The organism is Pantoea pleuroti, from assembly GCF_014156615.1.
Taxonomy (GTDB): Bacteria; Pseudomonadota; Gammaproteobacteria; order Enterobacterales; family Enterobacteriaceae; genus Pantoea; species Pantoea agglomerans.
This window is the reverse complement of sequence record NZ_SBFD01000003.1, coordinates 174149-195548: the sequence shown is the minus strand read 5'-3', so window position 1 is coordinate 195548 and position 21400 is coordinate 174149. Positions and strand designations below refer to the sequence as shown.

General features: G+C 54.2%; 15 protein-coding genes. 11 read left to right on the top strand and 4 right to left on the bottom strand.

What is annotated here, in order from left to right; genetic code table 11:
- Positions 1 to 159: 159 nt before the first annotated feature.
- From yegD to EPG66_RS08630, 3 genes are all read right to left on the bottom strand, one after another.
- On the bottom strand, positions 160 to 1512 hold the full coding sequence (gene yegD, locus EPG66_RS08640; RefSeq protein WP_031591370.1) for a molecular chaperone: 1353 nt from the start codon (positions 1510 to 1512) through the stop codon (positions 160 to 162).
- 75 nt (positions 1513 to 1587) lie between these two features.
- Positions 1588 to 4923: a diguanylate cyclase gene (locus tag EPG66_RS08635; RefSeq protein WP_182686530.1), complete on the bottom strand. Its 3336-nt coding sequence runs from the start codon at positions 4921 to 4923 to the stop codon at positions 1588 to 1590.
- A gap of 163 nt (positions 4924 to 5086) precedes the next feature.
- Positions 5087 to 5701, bottom strand: a complete 615-nt coding sequence (locus EPG66_RS08630; protein WP_010248160.1) for a phosphatase PAP2 family protein — start codon at positions 5699 to 5701, stop codon at positions 5087 to 5089.
- A 283-nt stretch (positions 5702 to 5984) separates the two neighbouring features.
- On the opposite strand from EPG66_RS08630, the gene udk reads away from it, so the two are divergent.
- The 3 genes from udk to asmA all read left to right on the top strand — a co-directional run bounded on the left by udk (position 5985) and on the right by asmA (position 9125).
- Entirely contained in the window at positions 5985 to 6626 is a 642-nt protein-coding gene (udk, locus tag EPG66_RS08625) for a uridine kinase (RefSeq protein WP_010670982.1), read from the top strand.
- An 81-nt stretch (positions 6627 to 6707) separates the two neighbouring features.
- The gene (gene dcd, locus EPG66_RS08620; protein WP_004571280.1) at positions 6708 to 7289 is read left to right on the top strand and encodes a dCTP deaminase; all 582 of its coding nucleotides are present in this window, start codon (positions 6708 to 6710) and stop codon (positions 7287 to 7289) included.
- Positions 7290 to 7301: 12 nt separating this feature from the next.
- Complete coding sequence (gene asmA / locus EPG66_RS08615; RefSeq protein ID WP_182686528.1) at positions 7302 to 9125, top strand: outer membrane assembly protein AsmA; 1824 nt, start codon at positions 7302 to 7304, stop codon at positions 9123 to 9125.
- 30 nt (positions 9126 to 9155) lie between these two features.
- On the opposite strand, the gene EPG66_RS08610 is transcribed toward asmA, so the two are convergent.
- Entirely contained in the window at positions 9156 to 10727 is a 1572-nt protein-coding gene (locus EPG66_RS08610) for a TerC family protein (RefSeq protein WP_083069061.1), read from the bottom strand.
- 795 nt (positions 10728 to 11522) lie between these two features.
- On the opposite strand from EPG66_RS08610, the gene wbaP reads away from it, so the two are divergent.
- The 8 genes from wbaP to EPG66_RS08570 all read left to right on the top strand — a co-directional run bounded on the left by wbaP (position 11523) and on the right by EPG66_RS08570 (position 21380).
- Positions 11523 to 12956: an undecaprenyl-phosphate galactose phosphotransferase WbaP gene (wbaP, locus tag EPG66_RS08605; RefSeq protein ID WP_031591364.1), complete on the top strand. Its 1434-nt coding sequence runs from the start codon at positions 11523 to 11525 to the stop codon at positions 12954 to 12956.
- Positions 12957 to 13243: 287 nt separating this feature from the next.
- Positions 13244 to 14383 carry a polysaccharide export protein gene (locus tag EPG66_RS08600; RefSeq protein WP_010248145.1) on the top strand — a complete coding sequence of 380 codons (1140 nt, stop codon included), beginning with the start codon at positions 13244 to 13246 and terminating at the stop codon, positions 14381 to 14383.
- A 9-nt stretch (positions 14384 to 14392) separates the two neighbouring features.
- Positions 14393 to 14827, top strand: coding sequence for an arsenate reductase/protein-tyrosine-phosphatase family protein (locus EPG66_RS08595; RefSeq protein WP_010248142.1), 435 nt, complete (start codon positions 14393 to 14395; stop codon positions 14825 to 14827).
- Between the two features lie 12 nt (positions 14828 to 14839).
- On the top strand, positions 14840 to 17017 hold the full coding sequence (gene wzc / locus EPG66_RS08590) for a tyrosine-protein kinase Wzc (protein WP_010248139.1): 2178 nt from the start codon (positions 14840 to 14842) through the stop codon (positions 17015 to 17017).
- Positions 17018 to 17294: 277 nt separating this feature from the next.
- On the top strand, positions 17295 to 18431 hold the full coding sequence (locus EPG66_RS08585) for an EpsG family protein (RefSeq protein ID WP_010248137.1): 1137 nt from the start codon (positions 17295 to 17297) through the stop codon (positions 18429 to 18431).
- A 128-nt stretch (positions 18432 to 18559) separates the two neighbouring features.
- Positions 18560 to 19477 (top strand): glycosyltransferase family 2 protein, encoded by a 918-nt coding sequence (locus tag EPG66_RS08580; RefSeq protein ID WP_182686526.1) that lies wholly within the window; start codon positions 18560 to 18562, stop codon positions 19475 to 19477.
- A gap of 69 nt (positions 19478 to 19546) precedes the next feature.
- Positions 19547 to 20299: a glycosyltransferase family 2 protein gene (locus EPG66_RS08575; RefSeq protein WP_010670978.1), complete on the top strand. Its 753-nt coding sequence runs from the start codon at positions 19547 to 19549 to the stop codon at positions 20297 to 20299.
- Between the two features lie 46 nt (positions 20300 to 20345).
- On the top strand, positions 20346 to 21380 hold the full coding sequence (locus EPG66_RS08570) for a glycosyltransferase (protein ID WP_010670977.1): 1035 nt from the start codon (positions 20346 to 20348) through the stop codon (positions 21378 to 21380).
- Positions 21381 to 21400: the final 20 nt, after the last annotated feature.

Here is a 21400-nt window from a genome sequence, read left to right as displayed (position 1 = left end):
CGGTCCGTCAGGCAGAGGAATGAAGTGAAGGAACCGCGCAGCGGCGCGAGGACCGCCAGCCCCAGCCCGGCACCAGACTGCGTTATCACCTGTCGCTTAACTGACTGTCATTACACCCTCAGGTGCCGTTTTTTTATTGCAGCGCAGCGTAAAGCAGAATTAACGGAACATCACTTCCGCCCAGCGGGCCAGCCCTGCGGTGACGGAGGCGAAATCATCGCCGCCCGCAATCGGTGTATCCGGCAGCGTCTGCTGCAGCGCCGCGCGCAGCAGTGGCGAACGCGCACTGCCGCCGGTCAGGTAAATCACATCGGGCTTAATCTGGCTGGTGGCTAATGCCAGCTGCACCTGTTCCAGAATTTTCTCCAGCGGCTGACTGATGGCGTCCTGCAGCTGATCAACTCCAATCTCTGTCTCTAATGCGGCGGCAATAAAGTCGAGGGAGGCGGTATGCGCCGGGCTGGCTGACAGCGCAATCTTGCTCTCTTCCGCTGCACGCACCAGGCGATAACTGAGCTTCTGCTGCCATACTTTCAGCAGGCGAGCCACCACGTCACCCTGTTCCGCATCCCGCACTAAATCCCGCAGCCACTTTCCGCAGGCGGGACTGTAAAAGTCGCTTTGTGCCGGAACATCATTGATGGCGATCGCATTCCACCACGGCAGGGCAGGCAGGGCGGTGCCTTTCTGGGTGTTACCGCCCAGACCGAGTAGCGGCATCAGGGTCTTAAACGTCAGCATGATATCCAGGTCGTTACCGCCGACGCGGCAACCGCTGTGGCCCAGCAGACTTTCACGGCGGTCAGCTTTATCACGCCACTTCGGCCCCATCAGCAACATCGAGCAGTCAGTAGTACCACCGCCAATATCCACCACCAGTACCCGCGTCTCCTGCTGCAGCGTGGCTTCGAAATCGAGTCCGGCCGCCACCGGTTCGAACTGGAACTCCACGTCGCGGAAACCGGCGCGGTGGGCGGCGCGCAGCAAAATACCTTCAGCCTGCTGGTTAGACTCTTCACTGCCTAAACCCTGGAAGTTAACCGGCCGTCCGATCACCGCCTGATCGATAGCCTGATCAAGCTGGCTTTCACCCTGCTTGCGGATGTGCAGCATCATGGCGCAGACCAGATCTTCAAACAGGGCAATCTGCTGTGGCTTCAGGCCAGTAGCACCGAGGAACGATTTGGGGGATTTAACGAACCAGACATCTTCGGGATCGACCATATAGTGCTGCAGCGCGGTAAGGCCAAACTGCACGCTATTGGGCTGGACCTCGATATCTTCTTCACGGTTATATCGCAGCGCACGCTGCAGCAGCGCCGTGGTTTCGCTGTCAGGCGTCGCGACCTGATGATGACGATAGAGCCATTCGCTGATCGACTCGCGGGTTGGCGCACAGATCATCGACGGCAGCAGGCGCTGATCATTTTCCAGCGTTAACAGACGTGGCGTGCCATTTTCGCTGACTGCAATAGAGCAGTTAGCCGTGCCGTAATCGAATCCTATGAACATTTTCGCCCCCATGCCGGAAAAAAGGGGGCGACTTTAGCGCAGCTTCAGCAGGGTGGCAAGCGGGCAGCGCCGGAATTAACGAATAGCGAAGATGTGATCTTCGGCCAGTGAACGCAACGGCTGGCGCTCCGCCACGGCACTGCCCCAGACGCCATTAACATCGAGGTTAGCCAGGGTGCTGAGCAGGGCCGGTACCGAAACCGGACCGGCCAGCACCGAGATATTGCGCTGTGTGGCCTGGCCCTGGATGATGGTCAGCAGCATCTCATCCATCAGATTATTGTGAACGTTGGCAACCAGTTCAGGTGCCAGCACCAGATAATCGACCACCTCGTCACTCAGCAGATTGAAGGCATCCAGATTACGGCCAAAATGCTGCAATACGATGCGGCAGCCGCATTGCCGCAGTTGCAGCAGCGCGGTATAGAGCTGATCGCCCTGGCTCAGCACGCTGGCGGCAGGAAAAGCAAAACCACAGCCGCTGCTGGAGAGACCGGCGGCAACAAAGCGCTGGCAGAGTTGCTGCACAAAGGCGGCATCACTCAGTACCTGAGCATTGAGCGGCAGAATCACCGGGATGCCTTTGTTATTGAGCCGCTGCACGTCGTGGCGGAAAAAAGCCTCAAGAATATTGTTATCCAGCCGGCGACGCAGCGTTTCATCAGGCAGGTTATTGCGCAGCAGTGTCTCATCCAGCAGCAACCCGTCAGCGGTCAACAGCTGGACCTCAAGCAGCCAGATAAAGGCGGCCTGCGGCGTTTTTGGCGGGGCAACGGCCCAGGCGGGCAGTTCGATCTGCAGCGCATCAATCATCGCCGCATTCATGCCCTGATGGTTGCCCGACAGCGGTAAGCGATGCTGTTCGTAGACCACCAGCCGTCCGCGCCCGCTGCGTTTGGCGTTGTAACAGGCGATGTCCGCCTGCGAAAGCACGTCGCTGCTCTGACAGTTTTCTGCTGAAATCTGCGTCACGCCCGCGCTGGCACCGACCTGATAGAGGCGTCCCAGCCACTGGAACCGGTAATCATTTACCGCGGCGACAATGCGCTGCACCACATCATGCGCCTGTCCGATATCGCAATCGGGCATCAGTAGTGCAAACTCATCACCGCCCAGTCGCGCAAGGAAATCGCTGCTGCGCAGAGGGTGCTGCATCAGATCGGAGAGTTCGCGCAGTAACGCATCGCCTGCCGCATGCCCGGCGCTGTCATTGACCGCTTTAAATTTATCAAGGTCGATAAACACCAGCACATGCTGATGCTGATGTTCCGCGGCATCAAACAGCAGACGCTTAAGCTGAAGTTCGAAGCTGGCGCGGTTAGGCAGACGGGTCAGGGTGTCATGCAGCGCGCTGTAGCTCAGGCGCTTCATCAGTTTGCGTGACTCACTCACATCCTGAATGACCATCACCGCCCCCTGTTCCAGACCCGCTTCCGAACGCAGCGGCGTGATGCTGTAGTGAATATCGATATGGCCGCCATCCGGCGTATGCAGCACCAGATCTTCAGCGAGACCGGGGGTGATTTTTTCCGGCGGCAGCTGGCATAACAGCAAATTCTCTACCTCAGGGCCGTTACGTCCCTGCGTGATATGCAGCAGCTCACTCAGCGGCTGACCGGCGGCCTGCTCCTGCGACCAGCCACTCATTTTCTCTGCCACCGGGTTCATAAAGGCAACGCGCATCTCTTTATCGGTGCTGATGACCGCTTCGCCGATCGAATCCAGGGTGATCGCCATGCGCTCTTTCTCCTGAAACAGCGCCTCATTAAGATTGCGTAGCGGCGTGATGTCCTGACAGATGCCCAGCATGCGCTCAATGCGCCCCTCTTTACTCAGCAGCCGGTTGGCCTGAGTGCGCACCCAGCGATGCCCCTGGTCATCGACCACGCGGTACTCCATGTGAAACGCGCTGCGAAGCTCAATCGCCTGTTGCACCGTCAGTGCGGCATACTCGCGATCGGCGGGATGCAGCAGATGGATCCAGAGGTCATAGCTGGGCGATTCATGAGGAGCAAGACCAAACAGCGCGTACATGCGCTTATCCCATAACATCTCGCCGGTCAGCAGGTTCCACTCCCATACGCCGATGCCACCCGCTTCGTTGGCCAGCGTAATACGCTCCATCAGCCGGCGATTCACCTGCTCACTCTGCTTCAGCTCAGAGATATCGATAATCTGGGCAATAAAGTAGAGCGGGGCGTAGCTGCTGTCGCGCACCAGCGATACCGTCAGCAGCGTCCAGACAATCTCACCATCTTTGCGGAAATAACGCTTTTCCAGAGTGTAGGTATCAATCTCACCCGTCAGCAGCCGGCTCACCTGTTGCAAATCCAGGCTGAGATCGTCGGGATGGGTGATCTGCTGGAAAGTCAGCCGTTTCAGCTCCTCAGCCGGATAGCCCAGGATCTGGCACAGCGAGCGGTTGACCTGCTGCCAGCTGCCGTTCGGCGCCACCAGCGCCATACCGATGGCGGAATACTCCATGGCGTGACGGAAGCGGGTTTCACTGTCAGTGATATGGAGCTTTTCACGCCGGAACGCATCCATCACCAGCGACATAATGTGACTGGGGATTAGCACCAGCAGGAACGGCAGCCAGCTGGATACCGGGCCCAGCGCGCTGTTGTTGTTCACCACGGTAACCAGATCAAAGGCGAGCAGTATCGAGATAAAACTGGCGTTCAGGAAGAACAGCACAAACGCCTGCAGCTTGGGCAGGCGGACCGCGCACCAGAACAGGATCACCACGATAAAGGTAAATGGCCACGGCAAAAAGCGCAGCGCCAGATAACTGGCCCCGAGGGTGAGAAGAAGCGTCAGCAGAGCTTCGGCCAGGCGCAGATTGCTGAACACCGTGCGACGCAGCGGCCACGGCAGCAGTAACAGCATCGGGCCTAACACCAGCATGCCGATGATTTCGGAGATCACCCAGGTATAAAAGAAGGGAAACGAGGCGTGGCCGCTGACCTGCAGCGTCCAGAGTGCCAGCAGGCCGCTGAGCACCGGCGTCACGATGCCCACCGACAGTACCATCCGTGCCCAGTCATGCAGCGAATCCAGCGGCGCGCGCCGATCCAGCAGGGCGCGCAGTAGCATGCCACCCACACCGGCCTGGATAAGATTGAGCAGGGCGAATTTAATATTCGAGAGGGCAGGCCCGATGATGATGGCGTTAGCCCCGGCGGTGCCAAGCACGCAGGCTGTCAGCAGCAGCGGAAGCTGGCGTGACGGGCAGCGGAAAACCACGACGGTCATTAAGGTGGTCGGAAACCAGAGCGGGGAGATTTTGCCGCTGACGACGATCAGTTCCAGACAGAAGAGTGTCAGGACAAACACCACGCAGCCAAGGAGCAGCGCCGAGAGCCAGCGGTTTGGCGTGCTATTTTGCGGGGACAGGATCTCTATCGTCATGCGGACTTCCGGCAGGGTGCAGCGCTCCACAATGGCGTATCAGGCACCAGTCATTCTCTCACTGCATGCTAGCACATCCGGCCAGGAAAAAAGGGGTGAAATCAATATTGCCCGTTATTCGGCGAATTGACGGGCACGGTAAGATTGATTGCCAGCACGTTGATTACTGGCGGAAAAGATCGGCGCGGGTATAGGGTTTCTCCATGCCCGCAAGGCTGGCGGCGAAACGCTCCAGGAACTGCTGCGTGGTGGCGACACGACCGTGACTCATCAATACAAACGGCACTAACAGCGCAGCACCCACCTGCGGCCAGCTGAAGCCTTTGAGCGAGGTGCGACGCTGGGAGATCAGAAACGCCGTGCTCAGCGTGAAGCCCAGCAGCAGCCCGGTGACCACCTCACTTTTAGAGTGTGCGTGGATGACCAGGCGGGAGAAACCGACCATCAGGGGAATCAGATAACCAACCCCAATCGCCGCAATGCGCCACATCGCGGACCAGCGTCCGGAAATCAGCCATAGCATGACCGGCCACAGCGTGGCGGACATGGCGCTGTGGCCGCTGAAACCGGTAAAATTAAAGCGGGCGCTGCCGATGCCAAACCCCAGAAACAGAATTTTAGAGATGCTGACGGTCAGGCCAGCCAGGCCAAATGCCACAATCCAGTAAAAGACCGTATGACGATTATCACTCTTCCACGGCAAAATCAGCGCAATAATCACCGCTGTTGGAATCAACAGCATGCTGTCGCCAAAATAGGTCAAAGTCTTCCAGTGCATACCACTCCTGATGCATCTTCGGTCGTCACGTTAGCGACACGCGTTGTCTGAACAGCGCGCCGCGCAGGCCATTTTTTTTATAGTATGGTGTGCCGTTAGTTTATCGGTGAAATGAGTGGCGTCCAAAGGAGAAAGTCTGAAAAGTCGCCGACGCCATTTCTCTGGCATCAAAAGGCCGAAATCCCTATACTTAGCGCGAACACACCCTCTCCATTTCGGCCCGTCCGCTGCCCGCGTAATGTGTGACCAGTGGCAGGCTCCAGTTATCAGGTCTTAAAAAAGTATGACTGACAAGTCTCATCAGTGCGTGATTGTAGGCATTGCCGGCGCTTCCGCATCCGGTAAAAGTTTAATTGCCAGCACGCTCTATCGTGAAATCCGTGATCAGGTAGGTGGCGAGCACATCGGGGTCATCCCGGAAGATGCTTATTACAAAGATCAAAGTCACCTCACCATGGAAGAGAGGGTTAAAACCAATTATGACCATCCGAGCGCGATGGATCATGATTTGCTGTTGCAGCATCTGCAGGCGGTCAAAGCCGGTCAGGATATTGAGCTGCCGGTCTACAGCTACGTTGAGCACACCCGCACCCAGCAAACGCATCATCTGAGCGCAAAAAAGGTCATCATCCTTGAAGGCATTCTGCTGTTAACCGATGCCCGTCTGCGCCAGGAACTCAACTTCTCTATCTTCGTGGACACGCCGCTCGACATCTGTCTGATGCGCCGTATGAAACGTGACGTCAATGAGCGTGGCCGCTCAATGGATTCGGTAATGAGTCAGTATCAGAAGACCGTGCGTCCGATGTTCCTGCAGTTTATCGAGCCATCAAAACAGTACGCCGATATCATTGTGCCGCGCGGCGGAAAAAACCGTATCGCCATCGATATTCTCAAGGCGAAAATCAACCAGTTTTTTGAATAACGCACGTCCGTCCGGACGTGGTGCAGACCGGCGGCAGGCACGCATGCCGGTTTGCTACACTTATTCCATGGAGTTACCGCAATGAGATTATGCGATCGCGATATTGAAGCCTGGCTGGACAATGGCAAACTGGCCATTGAGCCACGCCCGCCGGTCGAGCGCATTAACGGGGCCACCGTCGATGTGCGTCTGGGTAATCAGTTCCGCACCTTCAGCGGTCATACCGCGGCCTTTATCGATCTGAGCGGCCCGAAACAGGAAGTGAGCGCGGCACTGGATCGGGTCATGAGCGATGAGATCGTATTGCCTGATGGCGAGGCCTTTTTCCTCCATCCGGGAGAGCTGGCACTGGCGGTGACGCTGGAGTCCGTGACGCTGCCTGACGATCTGGTCGGCTGGCTGGATGGCCGTTCATCGCTGGCGCGACTTGGGTTGATGGTACACGTTACGGCTCACCGCATCGATCCTGGCTGGCAGGGCCGTATCGTGCTGGAGTTCTACAATTCAGGTAAACTGCCGCTGGCTCTGCGTCCCGGTATGCTGATCGGCGCGCTGAGTTTTGAACCGCTTTCAGGCCCGGCTGCGCGTCCCTATAACCGGCGTGAAGATGCGAAATATCGCGGTCAGCAGGGCGCTGATGCCAGCCGTATCGACAAAGACTGATCTGAGGATGTAATGAAAAGAGTGATAACCACGCTGGCCATCCTGTTAGTGGTGGTCGTAACGGGAATGAGCGCGCTGGTACTGCTGGTCAATCCCAACGACTTTCGTGCCTATATGGTGCAGCAGGTCGAACAACGCAGTGGTTATCGCCTTGAGGTCAGCAGCGATCTGCGCTGGCACGTCTGGCCTCAGCTCAGCATCCTGGCCGGCCGGATGAGCCTTACCGCGCCGGGTGCCAGCCAGCCGATGGTCTCGGCGGAAAACATGCGGCTGGATGTTGATCTCTGGCCACTGTTATCGCATCAGCTCAGCGTCAGCCAGGTGATGCTGAAAAATGCGATAGTGCGGGTGACGCCAGATAGCCGCGCGCAGCGTGCCAGAAATGCGCCCCAGGGTCCGCGTGATGCGGAGCCGGCCTCTCCTTCCAGCGGCTGGTCATTTGATATCGCTAAACTGCGGGTAGCAGACAGTCTGTTGATCTGGCAGCAGCCAGGCGGCGACGAATATAATTTCCGCGACCTCAACATTAATATGGAACAGGACGCGAACAAGCTGGCGACGCTGTCGCTGAGCACCACGCTGATGCGCAACCAGCGCAACGCCACACTGAATCTCAAAGGCCAGCTGGATGCCGCGCAATATCCCCATCGCCTCAGCGGCCAGTTGCAGCAGCTTGATTACACCTTGTCCGGTGCCGACATTCCGGCACAGGGGATCAAAGGCTCGCTGAGCCTGCAGGGCGACTGGAATGGTGACCGCCAGCAGCTCTCCTTCAGTAATCTGCAGCTCACCGCCAATGACAGCACCCTGACCGGGCAGGGCAGTGGCCATATTGCGCCACCGCAGCAGCTGGCGCTGGATCTGAAAGCCAGCAACCTTAACGTCGATAATTTACTCACCAGTGCGCCCGTCTCTGACGCGCCTGGCGTGCAGCACGCCACCGTGGCCCGTTCGCCGGTGATTGCTGCGCCGCGGGAACGCAGCAACGCCGACTCTCCGCTGAATGACCTGGATCTGACGCTGAAGTTACAGGCTGACAATGCGGTATGGCGCGGACTCTCTCTGACCAATCTTTCGGTAAACGCCAGCAATCAGCAGGGAGTGATGACGCTGAAGACGCTAAGCGGCAAGCTGGGCAATGGCAGCTTCTCCATTCCCGGCAGTATCGATATCCGTCAGCCAGAGACGCGGGTCAGCCTTAAACCCCAACTCCGGTTAATTGCGATTCAGCCGCTGCTTAAAGCGTTTGAATTGCCGGAAAGTGTGCAGGGGAACCTGAGTCTGGATGGCGACCTGTCGGGCGATACGCTGACGGTCGAAGCAGCCAAACGTCGCTGGCAGGGCAGGGCGACCATCAGCGCCAGCAACCTGAAGCTGGCAGAGCTGAATCTGCAGCAGATGGTGCAGCGTGCCGTGGCGCGGGTCAGCGATAAGGTCAGCGGCGATCAGGCGGTGGATGAGGGGATTGAGTCGATTAGCGCACAGGTGGCGCTGAATAAGGGCGTACTCAGCTTCAGCGATATCAATGGCAACGGCCAGAATCTGGGCCTGCAGGGCGCGGGCAAAGTTGACATGGTGCAGCAACAGCTGGATATGACCCTGGGGCTGAAAATCAGCGGCTGGCGTGGCGATGATGCGCTGGTGAAGGCACTCTCCAGTCAGCCGGTTCCGCTGCGCATGTATGGTAGCTGGGACAGCCTGCAATACTCCCTGCCGGTGGATGACGTTCTGCGTAACCGGCTGCAGAGTGAGGCGAAATCACGGCTGAATCAGTGGATCGATCGCCAGAAAGAGGGCGAGAACAAAGAGAACCTGAAGAAAATAATGCGCCCGTAGCGGGCGCATTCCCTTCAGCCCGCTAATCGCTCAGACCTCGTAACTGATATCGGGCTGCAGCAGGATCTCGACTTTCTGCACCCGATGATTCTCGACCTGCAGCGTTCGCAGCAGATAGTCACCCAGTTGCAACACTTCGCCTTCCTGAGGGATGTGTTGCAGCTTATCCATCAGTAATCCCGCCAGCGTATGATAGTCACCCTGCTCATCGAGCGGCAATTTCACATAGAGCGCCAGATCTTCCAGTGGCATATGACCGTTAGCAATCCAGTGGCCTTCACCCTGAATCTGAATATCGTAGCGTGCATCGATTTCACCCGCCTCATTCGGCAGATTGCCGGCGATGGTCTCCATTACATCGCTCAGCGTGACCACGCCTTCCACCGAACCAAACTCATCGACCACAAAGGCGAAGTGAGTATGGGCCTGACGAAACTGTTCCAGTGCCTGCAGCACCGTCAGCCGTTCAGGAAAGACCAGCGGTTGTCGAATCAGTGCGCGTAAATCGAGGGAGTTCTGGTGCAGTGACTGATGCAGCAGATCGATAACGTGAACCACGCCCAGCGGTTCGCTGGAGTGATCCGTGATCAGTATTCGCGTGTGCTGGTTGCGGTCGAGGCGCGACATAATCTCTGCCGGATCATCACTGAGATCGATATGTTCTACGTCGTGGCGCGAGGTCATGATGCTGTTAATGTGGCGCTGACCCATGCCCAGTACGCGGGCAATCATCACCCGCTCCTGCCGGTTAAACAGCATGCTGTCATCACTGTCAGCAATCAGTGACGAGGTTTTCGCATCCAGCTCCGCCGGTTCTGCCGCGCCGCGCAGCAGTCGTAACACCGCTTCCGCCGTGCGCTGGCGTAGCGGACGACCGGCCGACAGCACCCGACGACGATTAAAGTGCGCTAACTGATTCAGTGCCTCAATGACCACCGAGAAGCCGATTGCCGCATAGAGGTAGCCTTTGGGAATCACAAAGCCAAAGCCTTCCGCCACCAGGCTGAAGCCGATCATCAGCAGAAAGCTTAAGCAGAGGATCACAATCGTAGGATGGTTGTTCACGAAGCGGGTTAACGGCTTGCTGGCGAGCAGCATCAGCAAAATGGCGATGGTAACCGCAATCATCATGACCGGTAAGTCATTAACCATGCCGACGGCAGTAATCACCGCATCCAGCGAGAAGATGGCATCCAGCACCACGATTTGCGCCACCACCGGCCAGAATTTAGCGCCGCCTTTTTGTTGACCGGACGCCTCATCATCCCCTTCAAGACGCTCATTCAACTCTGTGGTGGCTTTAAATAGCAGGAAAATCCCGCCTGTCAGCAGCAGTAAATCGCGCGCACTGAAGGGGTGGCCCGCAAGCGTAATCCATGGTTCTTTCAGCGTAACCAGCCAGGAAAGCGATGCCAGCAGCAATAATCGGCACAATAACGCCAGCAGCAGTCCAATCACGCGCGCGCGGTCGCGAAGCGGCCCTGGAAGCTTCTCAACCAGGATGGCGATGAAGATCAGATTGTCGATGCCTAAAACCAGTTCCAGAACGATTAGCGTGACTAATCCCGCCCATAGCGAGGGATCTGCAATTACCTCCAGCATGCCTTGTTCACCTGAATGTCTTAAATTGAGTTTTCTCTGATGATAGTGGAGTGCGAAGCCACGTACAAATGGCAGGGCAGGGGGCATGTTCTCAGATAACCACGCTATATCGTGCAAAATATGAACATAATAGTGTGACGCTTTGATTAACTTCACAGGACGCAGTAGAGATAATTCTTAGTCATTAGCTGACAGAAAAGAGATATTCACCTGTCGGGCTTATGCGATTTATCTCATCGGGAGTATGGCATTAATCCGAATTGTGAAGAAAGGATTGCACTGCCCGTCAGGCCTCAATACTAATTGCTGGTAGTCTTTTTCCTAAAATAGTCCAGGGATGGCGGGACCTGCTTGTAAACAAGCCAGTAATAACTAGTATAGCAACAAGTTAGCAAACTCTGCCCCAGAGTCGTAATCTGCGTACCTATTCGACATTAATCGCAATGTCACGAATGAGTAATTCGCCTGTGAACGTCTGCATGATGCGTTGCGGTAACGCTAACGCATTACGGGGAGCATTATGAATGATGACAGCGATATTGGCAGCGACAGCCAAGGGCGGTAGCGTGCCCGAATCGCGTTTTTGTTGATAAAGTGAGCAGCGCTGGCGGTGGTTAAGTCAGAGTAATCTGTTGGTATTCATCACAATATTATTGGTTTCATGGTTAAGATCATTGGCGTAAACGCCGCAGGAGCTCCCCTTAGAAACGGCTCACTCTGGAGAGGTTTCGTCGCTTAATGATTAAACAGGCGATAGCCGTTGCGGGTTTAAGGAAATAAAATAAAGAGTTAAATATGCGCGATACAGAATTTACGTTTAAAAGTCTTATTACCAAATTAATGCTGGCATGTTCAGACTTAATTTGTTTCAACGCAGCGTTATTTTTGGCGATGATGCTAATTAATTTGCAGTCAGATTCGCCACTGGCAGATATTTCTGAAAAAGAAATGAATTTAAAAATTGCCACGCACATTTGCCTGTCGGTAATTTGTATTGGCTGGTTCTGGGTAAGGCTGCGTCACTACACTTACCGCAAACCTTTCTGGTTCGAATTAAAAGAAGTTTTTCGTACCATTCTTATATTTTCTGTTATCGACCTGTCGATTACCGCCCTGTCGCAGTGGCAGATGTCGCGTTTCGTCTGGTTACTGACCTGGGTTCTGGCGCTGATTTTAATTCCGACCTGCCGCGCGCTTTCTAAACGTCTGCTGAATAAAAATGGCTTGTGGAAAAAACAGACCATTATTATCGGCAGCAGCAAAAATGCGCACGAAGCCTGGCAGGCACTGCAAAGCGAAGAGGTCATGGGTTTTGACGTTATCGCCTTCTATGACGTTGATGGAACCTGTCCGCAGGAGATCATGAACGGCGTGCCGGTGCTGCGCGACGAGCAGGAGCTCTGGAGCCTCACCAACAGCGAAACGCAGTTTATCGTCGCGGTTGAGTATGAGCAGAGTCAGTACCGTGATGTCTGGCTTAAATCGCTGGCGATGCACAACTGCCGTTCAGTATCAGTGATCCCAACCCTGCGTGGTGTACCGCTCTACGGTACCGACATGGCCTATATCTTCAGCCATGAAGTGATGATTCTGCGGGTTCAGAACAACCTGGCCAAACGCACTTCGCGCTTCCTGAAGCGGGCATTTGATATCGTGGGTGCGCTCTCGATTATCCTGATGCTGATGCCAGCGCTGCTGGTACTGGGTTTCCTGGTGGGCCGTGACGGTGGACCACCGATTTATGGTCACGAGCGTGTGGGAATGAATGGCCGTAAATTCAAATGTCTGAAATTCCGCTCGATGGTCATTAATTCAAAAGAAGTGCTGGAAGAGGTGCTGCGCACTGATCCGATTGCCCGTGCGGAATGGGATAAAGATTTCAAACTCAAAAATGATCCACGTATTACTAAAGTGGGCCACTTCATCCGTAAAACAAGCCTCGATGAGCTCCCTCAGCTCTGGAACGTGGTGCGCGGTGATATGAGTCTGGTCGGACCGCGTCCGGTCATTGAAGATGAACTCTGTCGTTATGCCGGTGATGTTGATTATTACCTGATGGCAAAGCCAGGCATGACGGGATTGTGGCAGGTCAGCGGTCGTAATGATGTTGACTATGAAACCCGCGTCTATTTCGACTCGTGGTACGTGAAAAACTGGTCACTGTGGAACGACATCGCGATTCTGTTTAAAACAGTGGGCGTGGTGTTAAAACGCGATGGTGCCTATTAATCGTGAGTCGGAATGAGCGCGTTAACGCGCGCTCAGAGGTGTTTTGCCGTTGTCAGGCGTGTCGTTGATAGTGGCCATCATCAGGGATATCGCTGTGCATCCATAGTCCGCTATGATGCGTGGCGTTCAGGGTACACCCTGGTAGATGGCCGCTACTTATAACAAGTGGAGCAAGGATAATGAACGACAGGTTCAGTGCTTAAGTCAGGTAGGATTTACTTTTTGTTGGACGCTTACACAGCGGCGGTTTCGCCTCTATCAATAAATAACTGATAGCGAAGATCTAAATGATTACAATCAAAATGAAATTGATACCCTTGCTGGTATCCGCCACATTCCTTAGCGGGTGTACGATCGAACCAGGTTCTCACCTTTCTACATCAGGAAAAGATGTTGTTGAACAGCAGGATAGCAACTTTGACATCGATAAATATGTCAATGTCTTCCCGCTAACGCCTTCACTGGTTGAAAGGATGCGTCCGAAGCCACTGGTGGCTCAGACGAATCCTGCCCTGCAGAACGAAATTCAGAACTACGAATACCGTATCGGTGTGGGTGATGTTCTGACCGTAACGGTCTGGGATCACCCGGAACTGACCACCCCAGCGGGTCAGTACCGTAGCGCCAGCGACACCGGTAACTGGGTGCATTCTGACGGCACTATTTTCTATCCCTACATCGGTCGTGTGCGTGTAGCGGGCCGTACCGTCGGCGAAGTACGTGACGAAGTATCACGTCGTCTGGCTCAGTACATTGAAAGCCCACAGGTTGATGTCAGCATCGCTTCGTTCAAATCACAGAAAACCTATGTGACGGGTTCAGTGACCACTTCAGGTCAGCAGCCCATCACCAACGTTCCGTTGACGGTGCTGGATGCGATCAACGCCGCTGGCGGCCTGGCCGCTGATGCTGACTGGCGTAACGTGGTGCTGACGCACAACGGTCGTGAACAGCGCATCTCTCTGCAGGCACTGATGCAGAATGGCGACCTGAGCCAGAACCACCTCCTCTATCCAGGCGATATCCTTTACGTTCCGCGTAACGATGATCTGAAAATCTTCGTGATGGGTGAAGTGAAGCAGCAGACCACCCTGAAAATGGACCGTAGCGGCATGACGCTGGCGGAAGCACTGGGCAATGCGGCCGGGATGGATCAAACCACCTCTGACGCCACTGGTGTATTCGTTATCCGTCCACTGCACGGCACCGATCGCAACAAGATTGCCAACATCTATCAGTTGAACACCAAAGATGCGGCATCCATGGTGATGGGAACCGATTTCCAGCTCCAGCCTTACGACATCGTTTATGTCACCTCTACGCCGCTGACGCGCTGGAATCGTGTGATTGGGCAGTTGATACCGACCATCGCAGGTATCAACGATGCAACACAGGCCGCATCGCGAATCCGTACCTGGGGTAATTAAGGTCCCGTCATGATTAAGTCCGTGTTAGTCGTTTGCGTTGGCAACATCTGCCGCTCTCCTACCGGAGAGCGCCTGTTTAAACGTGCGCTGCCCGATTTAGACGTTCGCTCTGCCGGCCTGGGGGCGCTGGTCGGCCACCCGGCCGACAAGACGGCGTCTGAAGTCGCTGCTGCGCAGGGTCTGTCGCTGGAAGGACATGAGGCGCAACAGTTGACGGCAGAGATGTGCCGCAACGTTGACCTGATTCTGGTGATGGAAAAGCGACATATTGAACAGGTGAATCGCATCGACCCGGCCGCGCGTGGCAAAACCATGCTGCTTGGGCACTGGCTCAATCAGAAAGAAATTGCGGATCCGTACAGAAAAAGCCGTGAGGCCTTTGAAGAGATTTACGGATTACTGGAAAACGCTACCCAGAAGTGGGTGAACGTATTAAGCCGATAGTTGGGATTATCCATGAATATAAAAAATAAGGTCAGAACCGCGCCGGGAGAGGATTCGAATGGATGGGATCTGGCGCATCTTGTGGGACAGCTAATTGATCATCGCTGGATCATTGTTGCCGTTACCGCTTTTTTCATGCTGGCGGGAACACTCTACACACTGTTTGCAACACCCATTTATAGCGCAGATGCGTTAGTTCAGGTTGAGCAGAAGAATGCCAGCACCGTTCTGAACGAAATTGACAGCATTCTGCCACCGACACCAGCCTCTGATACGGAAATCGAGATTCTGGAATCCCGTATGGTCATCGGCAAAACCGTTGACGATCTGGGTCTGGATACCGTCGTTGAGCAGAACTATTTCCCGGTTATCGGTAAAGGTCTGTCGCGCCTGATGGGCAACAAACCCGCCAGTATCGCGATTTCGCGCCTGGAAATCCCACGCACTATCGACAAACGTAACGTTGAACTGGAAGTGACCGGTCCGGATAGCTACACCGTCTCAAAAGATGGCGATGAGCTGTTCAAAGGTAAAGTCGGCCAGCTGGAGTCGCACGGCGACATCAGCATGCTGGTCAGCGAGATTCACGCTGATGAAGGCACCAGCTTCACCGTGACCAAGCTGAATAACCTGCAGGCGATCCGTTCAGTGCTCTCTAACCTGACCGTGGCAGACAAAGGTAAAGATACCGGCGTGCTGGGTCTGGAGTATCTGGGTGAAGATCCAGAGCAGATCAGCAAAGTGCTGAACCAGATTGTGAATAACTATCTGTTACAGAACGTTGAGCGCAAGTCAGCGCAGGCAGAGAAAAGCCTGGAGTTCTTACGCACTCAGCTGCCTGCCGTTCGCAGCAAGCTGGATGAAGCGGAAGACAAGCTGAACACCTTCCGTCGTCAGAACGAATCTGTTGACCTGTCACTGGAAGCGAAATCCGCTCTGGACTCCTCTGTCAGCGTGCAGAGTCAGTTGAACGAACTGACCTTCCGTGAAGCCGAAGTCTCTCAGCTGTTTACCAAAGATCACCCGACGTATCGCGCGCTGCTTGAAAAACGCAAAACGCTGGAAGGTGAGCAGGCTCAGCTGAATAAGAAAATTGCTGGCATGCCACAGACTCAGCAGGAAATCCTGCGTCTGACCCGTGACGTTCAGTCTGGTCAGGAGATCTACATGCAGCTGCTGAACCGTCAGCAGGAGCTGGGTATCAGTAAAGCGAGCACCGTGGGTGATGTCCGCATCATCGATGGCGCGCAGACCGCTAACTCACCTGTTGCACCGAAGAAGCTGCTGATCATCGCCGCGAGCCTGATTTTCGGTCTGTTCGTGTCAGTGGGTCTGGTTCTGCTGAAAGCGCTGCTGCATCACGGCATCGAGAACCCGGATCAGTTGGAAGAGCTGGGCATGAATGTCTATGCCAGCGTTCCACTGTCAGACTGGCAGCGTAAGAAGGATACCGAAGCCCTGGCGCGTCGTGGCAGCAAGGTGAAAACCGATCCGCACGAAACGCTGCTGGCGCTGGGTAACCCGACTGACCTCTCCATCGAAGCGATTCGTAGCCTGCGTACCAGCCTGCACTTCGCGATGATGGAAGCGAAAAACAATATCCTGATGATTACCGGTGCCAGTCCGGGTATTGGTAAAACCTTTATTTGTGCCAACCTGGCGACCCTGGTCGCGAAAGCGGGTCAGCGTGTTCTGTTTATCGATGGCGACATGCGTCGTGGTTACACCCACGAACTGCTGGGCGCAGATAACAAATCAGGTCTGTCCAACGTGCTGTCCGGTAAAACTGAATTCAGCCCGGCGCTGATTCAGCAGGGCGTCTACGGTTTCGACTTCCTGCCACGTGGTCAGGTTCCGCCGAACCCGTCTGAGCTGCTGATGCATCGTCGCATGGGTGAGCTGCTGGAGTGGGCGAGCAAGAACTACGACCTGGTGTTAATCGATACGCCGCCAATCCTGGCCGTCACCGATGCCTCTATCATCGGTAAGCTGGCCGGTACTTCACTGATGGTTGCGCGTTTCGAAGCCAACACCACCAAAGAAGTGGACGTCAGCTTCAAACGCTTTGCCCAGAACGGTATTGAGATTAAAGGTGTGATCCTCAACGCCGTGGTGCGTAAAGCCGCTAATGCGTATGGCTATGGTTATGACTACTACGCCTATGACTACGGCAAGACGAACAAAAGCTGATCATTGAGCAATAAAACAGGGGGCGGTCTGACCGCCCCTTTTTATCGTCCCTTTGAATGACGACACGCATCAATTTACACAGGTTATTCTGTCCAAACCCACAAAAGCGATACATCTATAAATCGCATGGCGAGCGTCACTCAACAGAATTCATCACCAGCAGGCATCGCCCGCACGCAATTTGTGACCGTGCAATCAGACTCGCTGTAAAGCCAGTCGGGGAGGCGAAGCGTGATTATTGCTGGCATGAGAACTTGTGGAATTAAGGAATCACACCATGGCTCCATATTGGTATGTATCAGGCTTTTTACTGCTGCTTTCGCTGTTTGAAATAGCGCTAAAAAAAGACGAACGCACAAATTATATTCTGACCTGGCTACTCTGTTTTGCCGCCGTGACTTTGATTATTTTCGGGGGAATACGCGGTCTTGGTACCGGCATGGATGACTTTCAGTACCGGAGCTTCTTCGAAGACTTTGTAAGACGTATTGAGATTAACGGCTTCTTTAATACCGTTGCGTTCTTCCGTTACGAACCGCTGATTTTTGCGATGGCCTGGCTCACCAGCCTGTTTTCGCACAATGCCAGTATCTTCCTGTTTGTCTTCTGCGCCATTGCCGTTTCCATCAATACTTGGTTTTTCAGGAAGATGTCTCCGTATCCGGTGCTGGCGCTGGTGCTCTATTCGGCGCACATCTTTATCAACAAAGACATTAACCAGATTCGCTTTGGCCTGAGTTCTGCGCTGTTCCTTGGCGTTCTCTGGTCGATCTATCTCAAGCGCTACTGGTGGGCATTTGCCTTCTTTATTCTGTCGTTTACGAGCCATAACACTGGTGTGATGGTGGTGACGCTTGTGCCGTTCCTGTTTATCCGGGACTGGCGCTGGTGGCCGGTCATTATCATCGTTGCCAGTCTGCCGCTATCGGTTGTGGGCGGCTCGGGCTTTATTGCCCTGATTGCCGGTCATCTGGGATCGCTGGGAGAGAGGGCATCGGGCTATAACAATGACCCCTCCTATGCAATGGGTGGCAGCATCCTGGCCGTATCGAACCTGAAAAACATCATGCTGGTGTTTGTCTTCTTCTATTTCATGCTGACCGATAAGCTGAAGCGCGAGAATTACGCCCAGTATCGCCTTAACTATCTGCTGATTTTAAGTTTTGCCATCGGCGGAGCGATCAGGATCTTCCTGTATAACTTCCCGTCAGGTTCGCGCCTGTCCAACTATCTGCAGCAGGTTGAGCCAATCATCCTGACCTCGCTGATTTATCAGGCAAGGCGATCCTGGAAGCCAGCGCTGTATGCCATGCTGGTGTTCTTCCTGCTCTATTACCTCTACTACAACACCATTTCAACCAAACAGGCCGTTACCGGTTATGAAGTGGCGCGGGAGTTTTGGCTGATCCACTAATCAATCTGACGACCGCCCCTGGGTGACGAGTTTCACCCAGGGGCGGTCGTCGGTCAGAACACAGGTTTTTCATCGACCGTTGTCGAATGAACTGTTTATTTTTGAACTACTTTAATGAGGTGCTGGCAATGAAGGACATTCGTTTCTCCATCGTAATTCCGGCTTATAACGCGTCAGAATCGATTGTCACGACGCTGGATTGCGTTAAAGCACAAACGTATCGCAATTTCGAAGTCATCATCGTTGATGATAAGTCTGCGGATGCTGCCGCGCTGGCGGATGTGGTGCGCAGCGAACGCTACCAGGAGCTCGATATCAATCTGGTGCTCTCCGAGGTCAAACTCAACGGAGCCGGTGCGCGTAACAAAGGTATTGAGCTGGCGACCGGTGACTATGTCAGCTTCCTTGACGCCGATGATGAGTGGGCTGCGGACAAACTGCAGCAGGTGAGCGAAAAAATTGCTCAGCTGGACGCGCAGGGCAAAAAGAATTTCGTCATTTTCAGCCAGGTGAATATCTATCAGGATGGTACGTTCCTGAAAGTGATGCCGATGCAGCCACCAGGCAAAAATGAAACGGTCGCGGAGTATCTGTTCGGCTGCTACGGCTTTATCCAGACCAGCACCATTGTGCTGAAGCGGGAAGACGCGGCAAAAATTCAGTTCGATACCCGCTACATCCGTCATCAGGATTATGATTTCTGCATTCGTGCCGACCGCATGGGCTATGACTTTGTGATGATCGCTGCTCCGCTGGCGAACTACCACCTGGTCACTAAATTTGGCTCGAAACACAAAGGCGAATCGGTGAACTACTCGATGTTCTGGCTCGATAGCATGAAGCCGCATCTGACCCCGCGTGACATCCACACCTACAAAGCTTTTAAGCTGCCGCTGCGCTACAAGATGGATGGTAAGTCGCTGATGGCGAGCCTGAGCTTCGTGCGCTACTTCTTCCTCACCAACAAAGACAACCGTGCTTATTTCATGAACCGGGTTAAAGACAAGGTCAAAGCACGTTTCGGCGGTGAGAAAGCGATCTCCTGACGCGCGCCGCGCCTCGCTCTGCTCCTGATGCCAGGAGCGACTCTTTTTACGATTAATTCAGGGTTGAAGATGAATACTTCTGTTGGAACCGTTGGCATTGTCATGCCTATGTATAATGCACGTCAGACGGTGTTACGCGCCGTGCAATCGGTTATCAATCAGCACTATACCGACTGGCATCTCTATCTGGTCAACGATAAATCGACCGATGACTCGCTGGAATTTGTGCGTGAGCATTGTCAGGATCCGCGCATTACCATTCTGGATAACGCGGTCAACATGGGCGCAGCAGAGACCCGAAATGTCGGGCTGCGCGCGGCAACTGAAGAGATTATCGCCTTTCTCGACAGCGACGATGAGTGGCATGCGGACAAGCTGACCCAGCAGGTTGCCGCCATTGCGGCCGGCGATGATTTTGTGATTACCGAATACCACTATAAAACCCGCAAGGCTGAGCACGATATTACCTACGGTAAACCTTACCTGCAGCAGGAAAACTTTGTGAAGAAGCAGTATCGCGTCTGCTTCTCCTCCGTCTGTTTCCGCCGTCCGCCGCAGGGGCTTTTCTTCCAGCGCAAAGGCCACGAAGATTTCCTGTTTTTGTATGAATTATTTACCCGCTATAAGCAGGCACGCGTAATTCAGACGATTCTGGTCAACTATTACGAATTAGGCGATTCCCTTTCCCGTAATAAGAACAAAGCGGCCCAGTGGCACCTTGAATTATTAAGAATTATCTATAAAAACAATCCTTTAAAAATCTATTACTATTACGCCTGGTATATGGTGAATGGTGTGCTGTTTACCCTTAAGCATCGTTAAGCCTGTCGGCAGGATTGTCTTTAAAATTTGAGGTGGATAGCGTTTCATGAAAAAAATTGTCCTGGTGATCAAAGATGCTTATTCGTATGCGGGCACCGAGAACATCTGTAACTTTATGTCAGAGTGTCTCGGCGAGACCCATGAAGTCACCATCTACTCGCTGGAAGGCAGTGGAAAAACCTTTTATCCGTTTGAGCACGTCAAACAGATCGTCAGCTTTGAAGGGCAGAGCAATCCGATCAAAAGCGCGGTTGCCCGGATTCACGAAGAGGGTTTCGATACCGTCTTCCTGATCAGCATGGGTCGCCTGAGCGTGATGTTCGCTTTCTGGAATCTGCTGGCGATGAAGAAGAAGCGGGGCAAAGCCTACGCCTGCGAACACATCGCCATTAACTCCTTCAGCAAACCGATTAAGTTCCTCAAGTTTCTGCTGCTGCGCTACTACGACCGCGTGATTGTTCTGACCGACAAAGATCATCAGGTGTTCAGCCGCTGGCGCATTCCCAGCAAGCAAATCCCAAACCCGGTGGTTTACAAAGACTATCAGCGTCAGACCCGTCATCGCCAGGCGCTGGCAGTTGGCCGACTGGATAACCAGAAGGGCTTTGACCTGATGCTGGATATCTGGCGCGACTTTGCCCGCAGCCATCCTGACTGGACGCTGGTGATTGCCGGTGATGGTGAACTGCGTCAGCAGCTGCACGACCAGGCGGCCGTGTTGGGCATCACCGACAGCGTGAAGTTTGTCGGCAAGGTCAGCAATATTAATGACTACTATCGCGACAGCGATATGGCGCTGATGACCTCGCGCTATGAAGGATTGCCACTGGTGCTGCTGGAAGCAAAATCCTGGTCACTGCCGGTAGTGGCATATGACTGCCCGACCGGTCCACAGGAGATCATCAATCACGGTGAAGATGGTTTCCTGGTTCCGATGAACGACAAAGCCACGTTTCTGGCCCGAATGGAGCAGCTCGCCAGCGATGACGCGCTGTTCTATGCCATGAGCGAAAAAACAAAACAGACCGCGCTGAAATTCGACGGTAATCAGATTAAGCAAAGCTGGCTGTCACTGGTTTAACCGGAGCTGGAAAAGCTCAC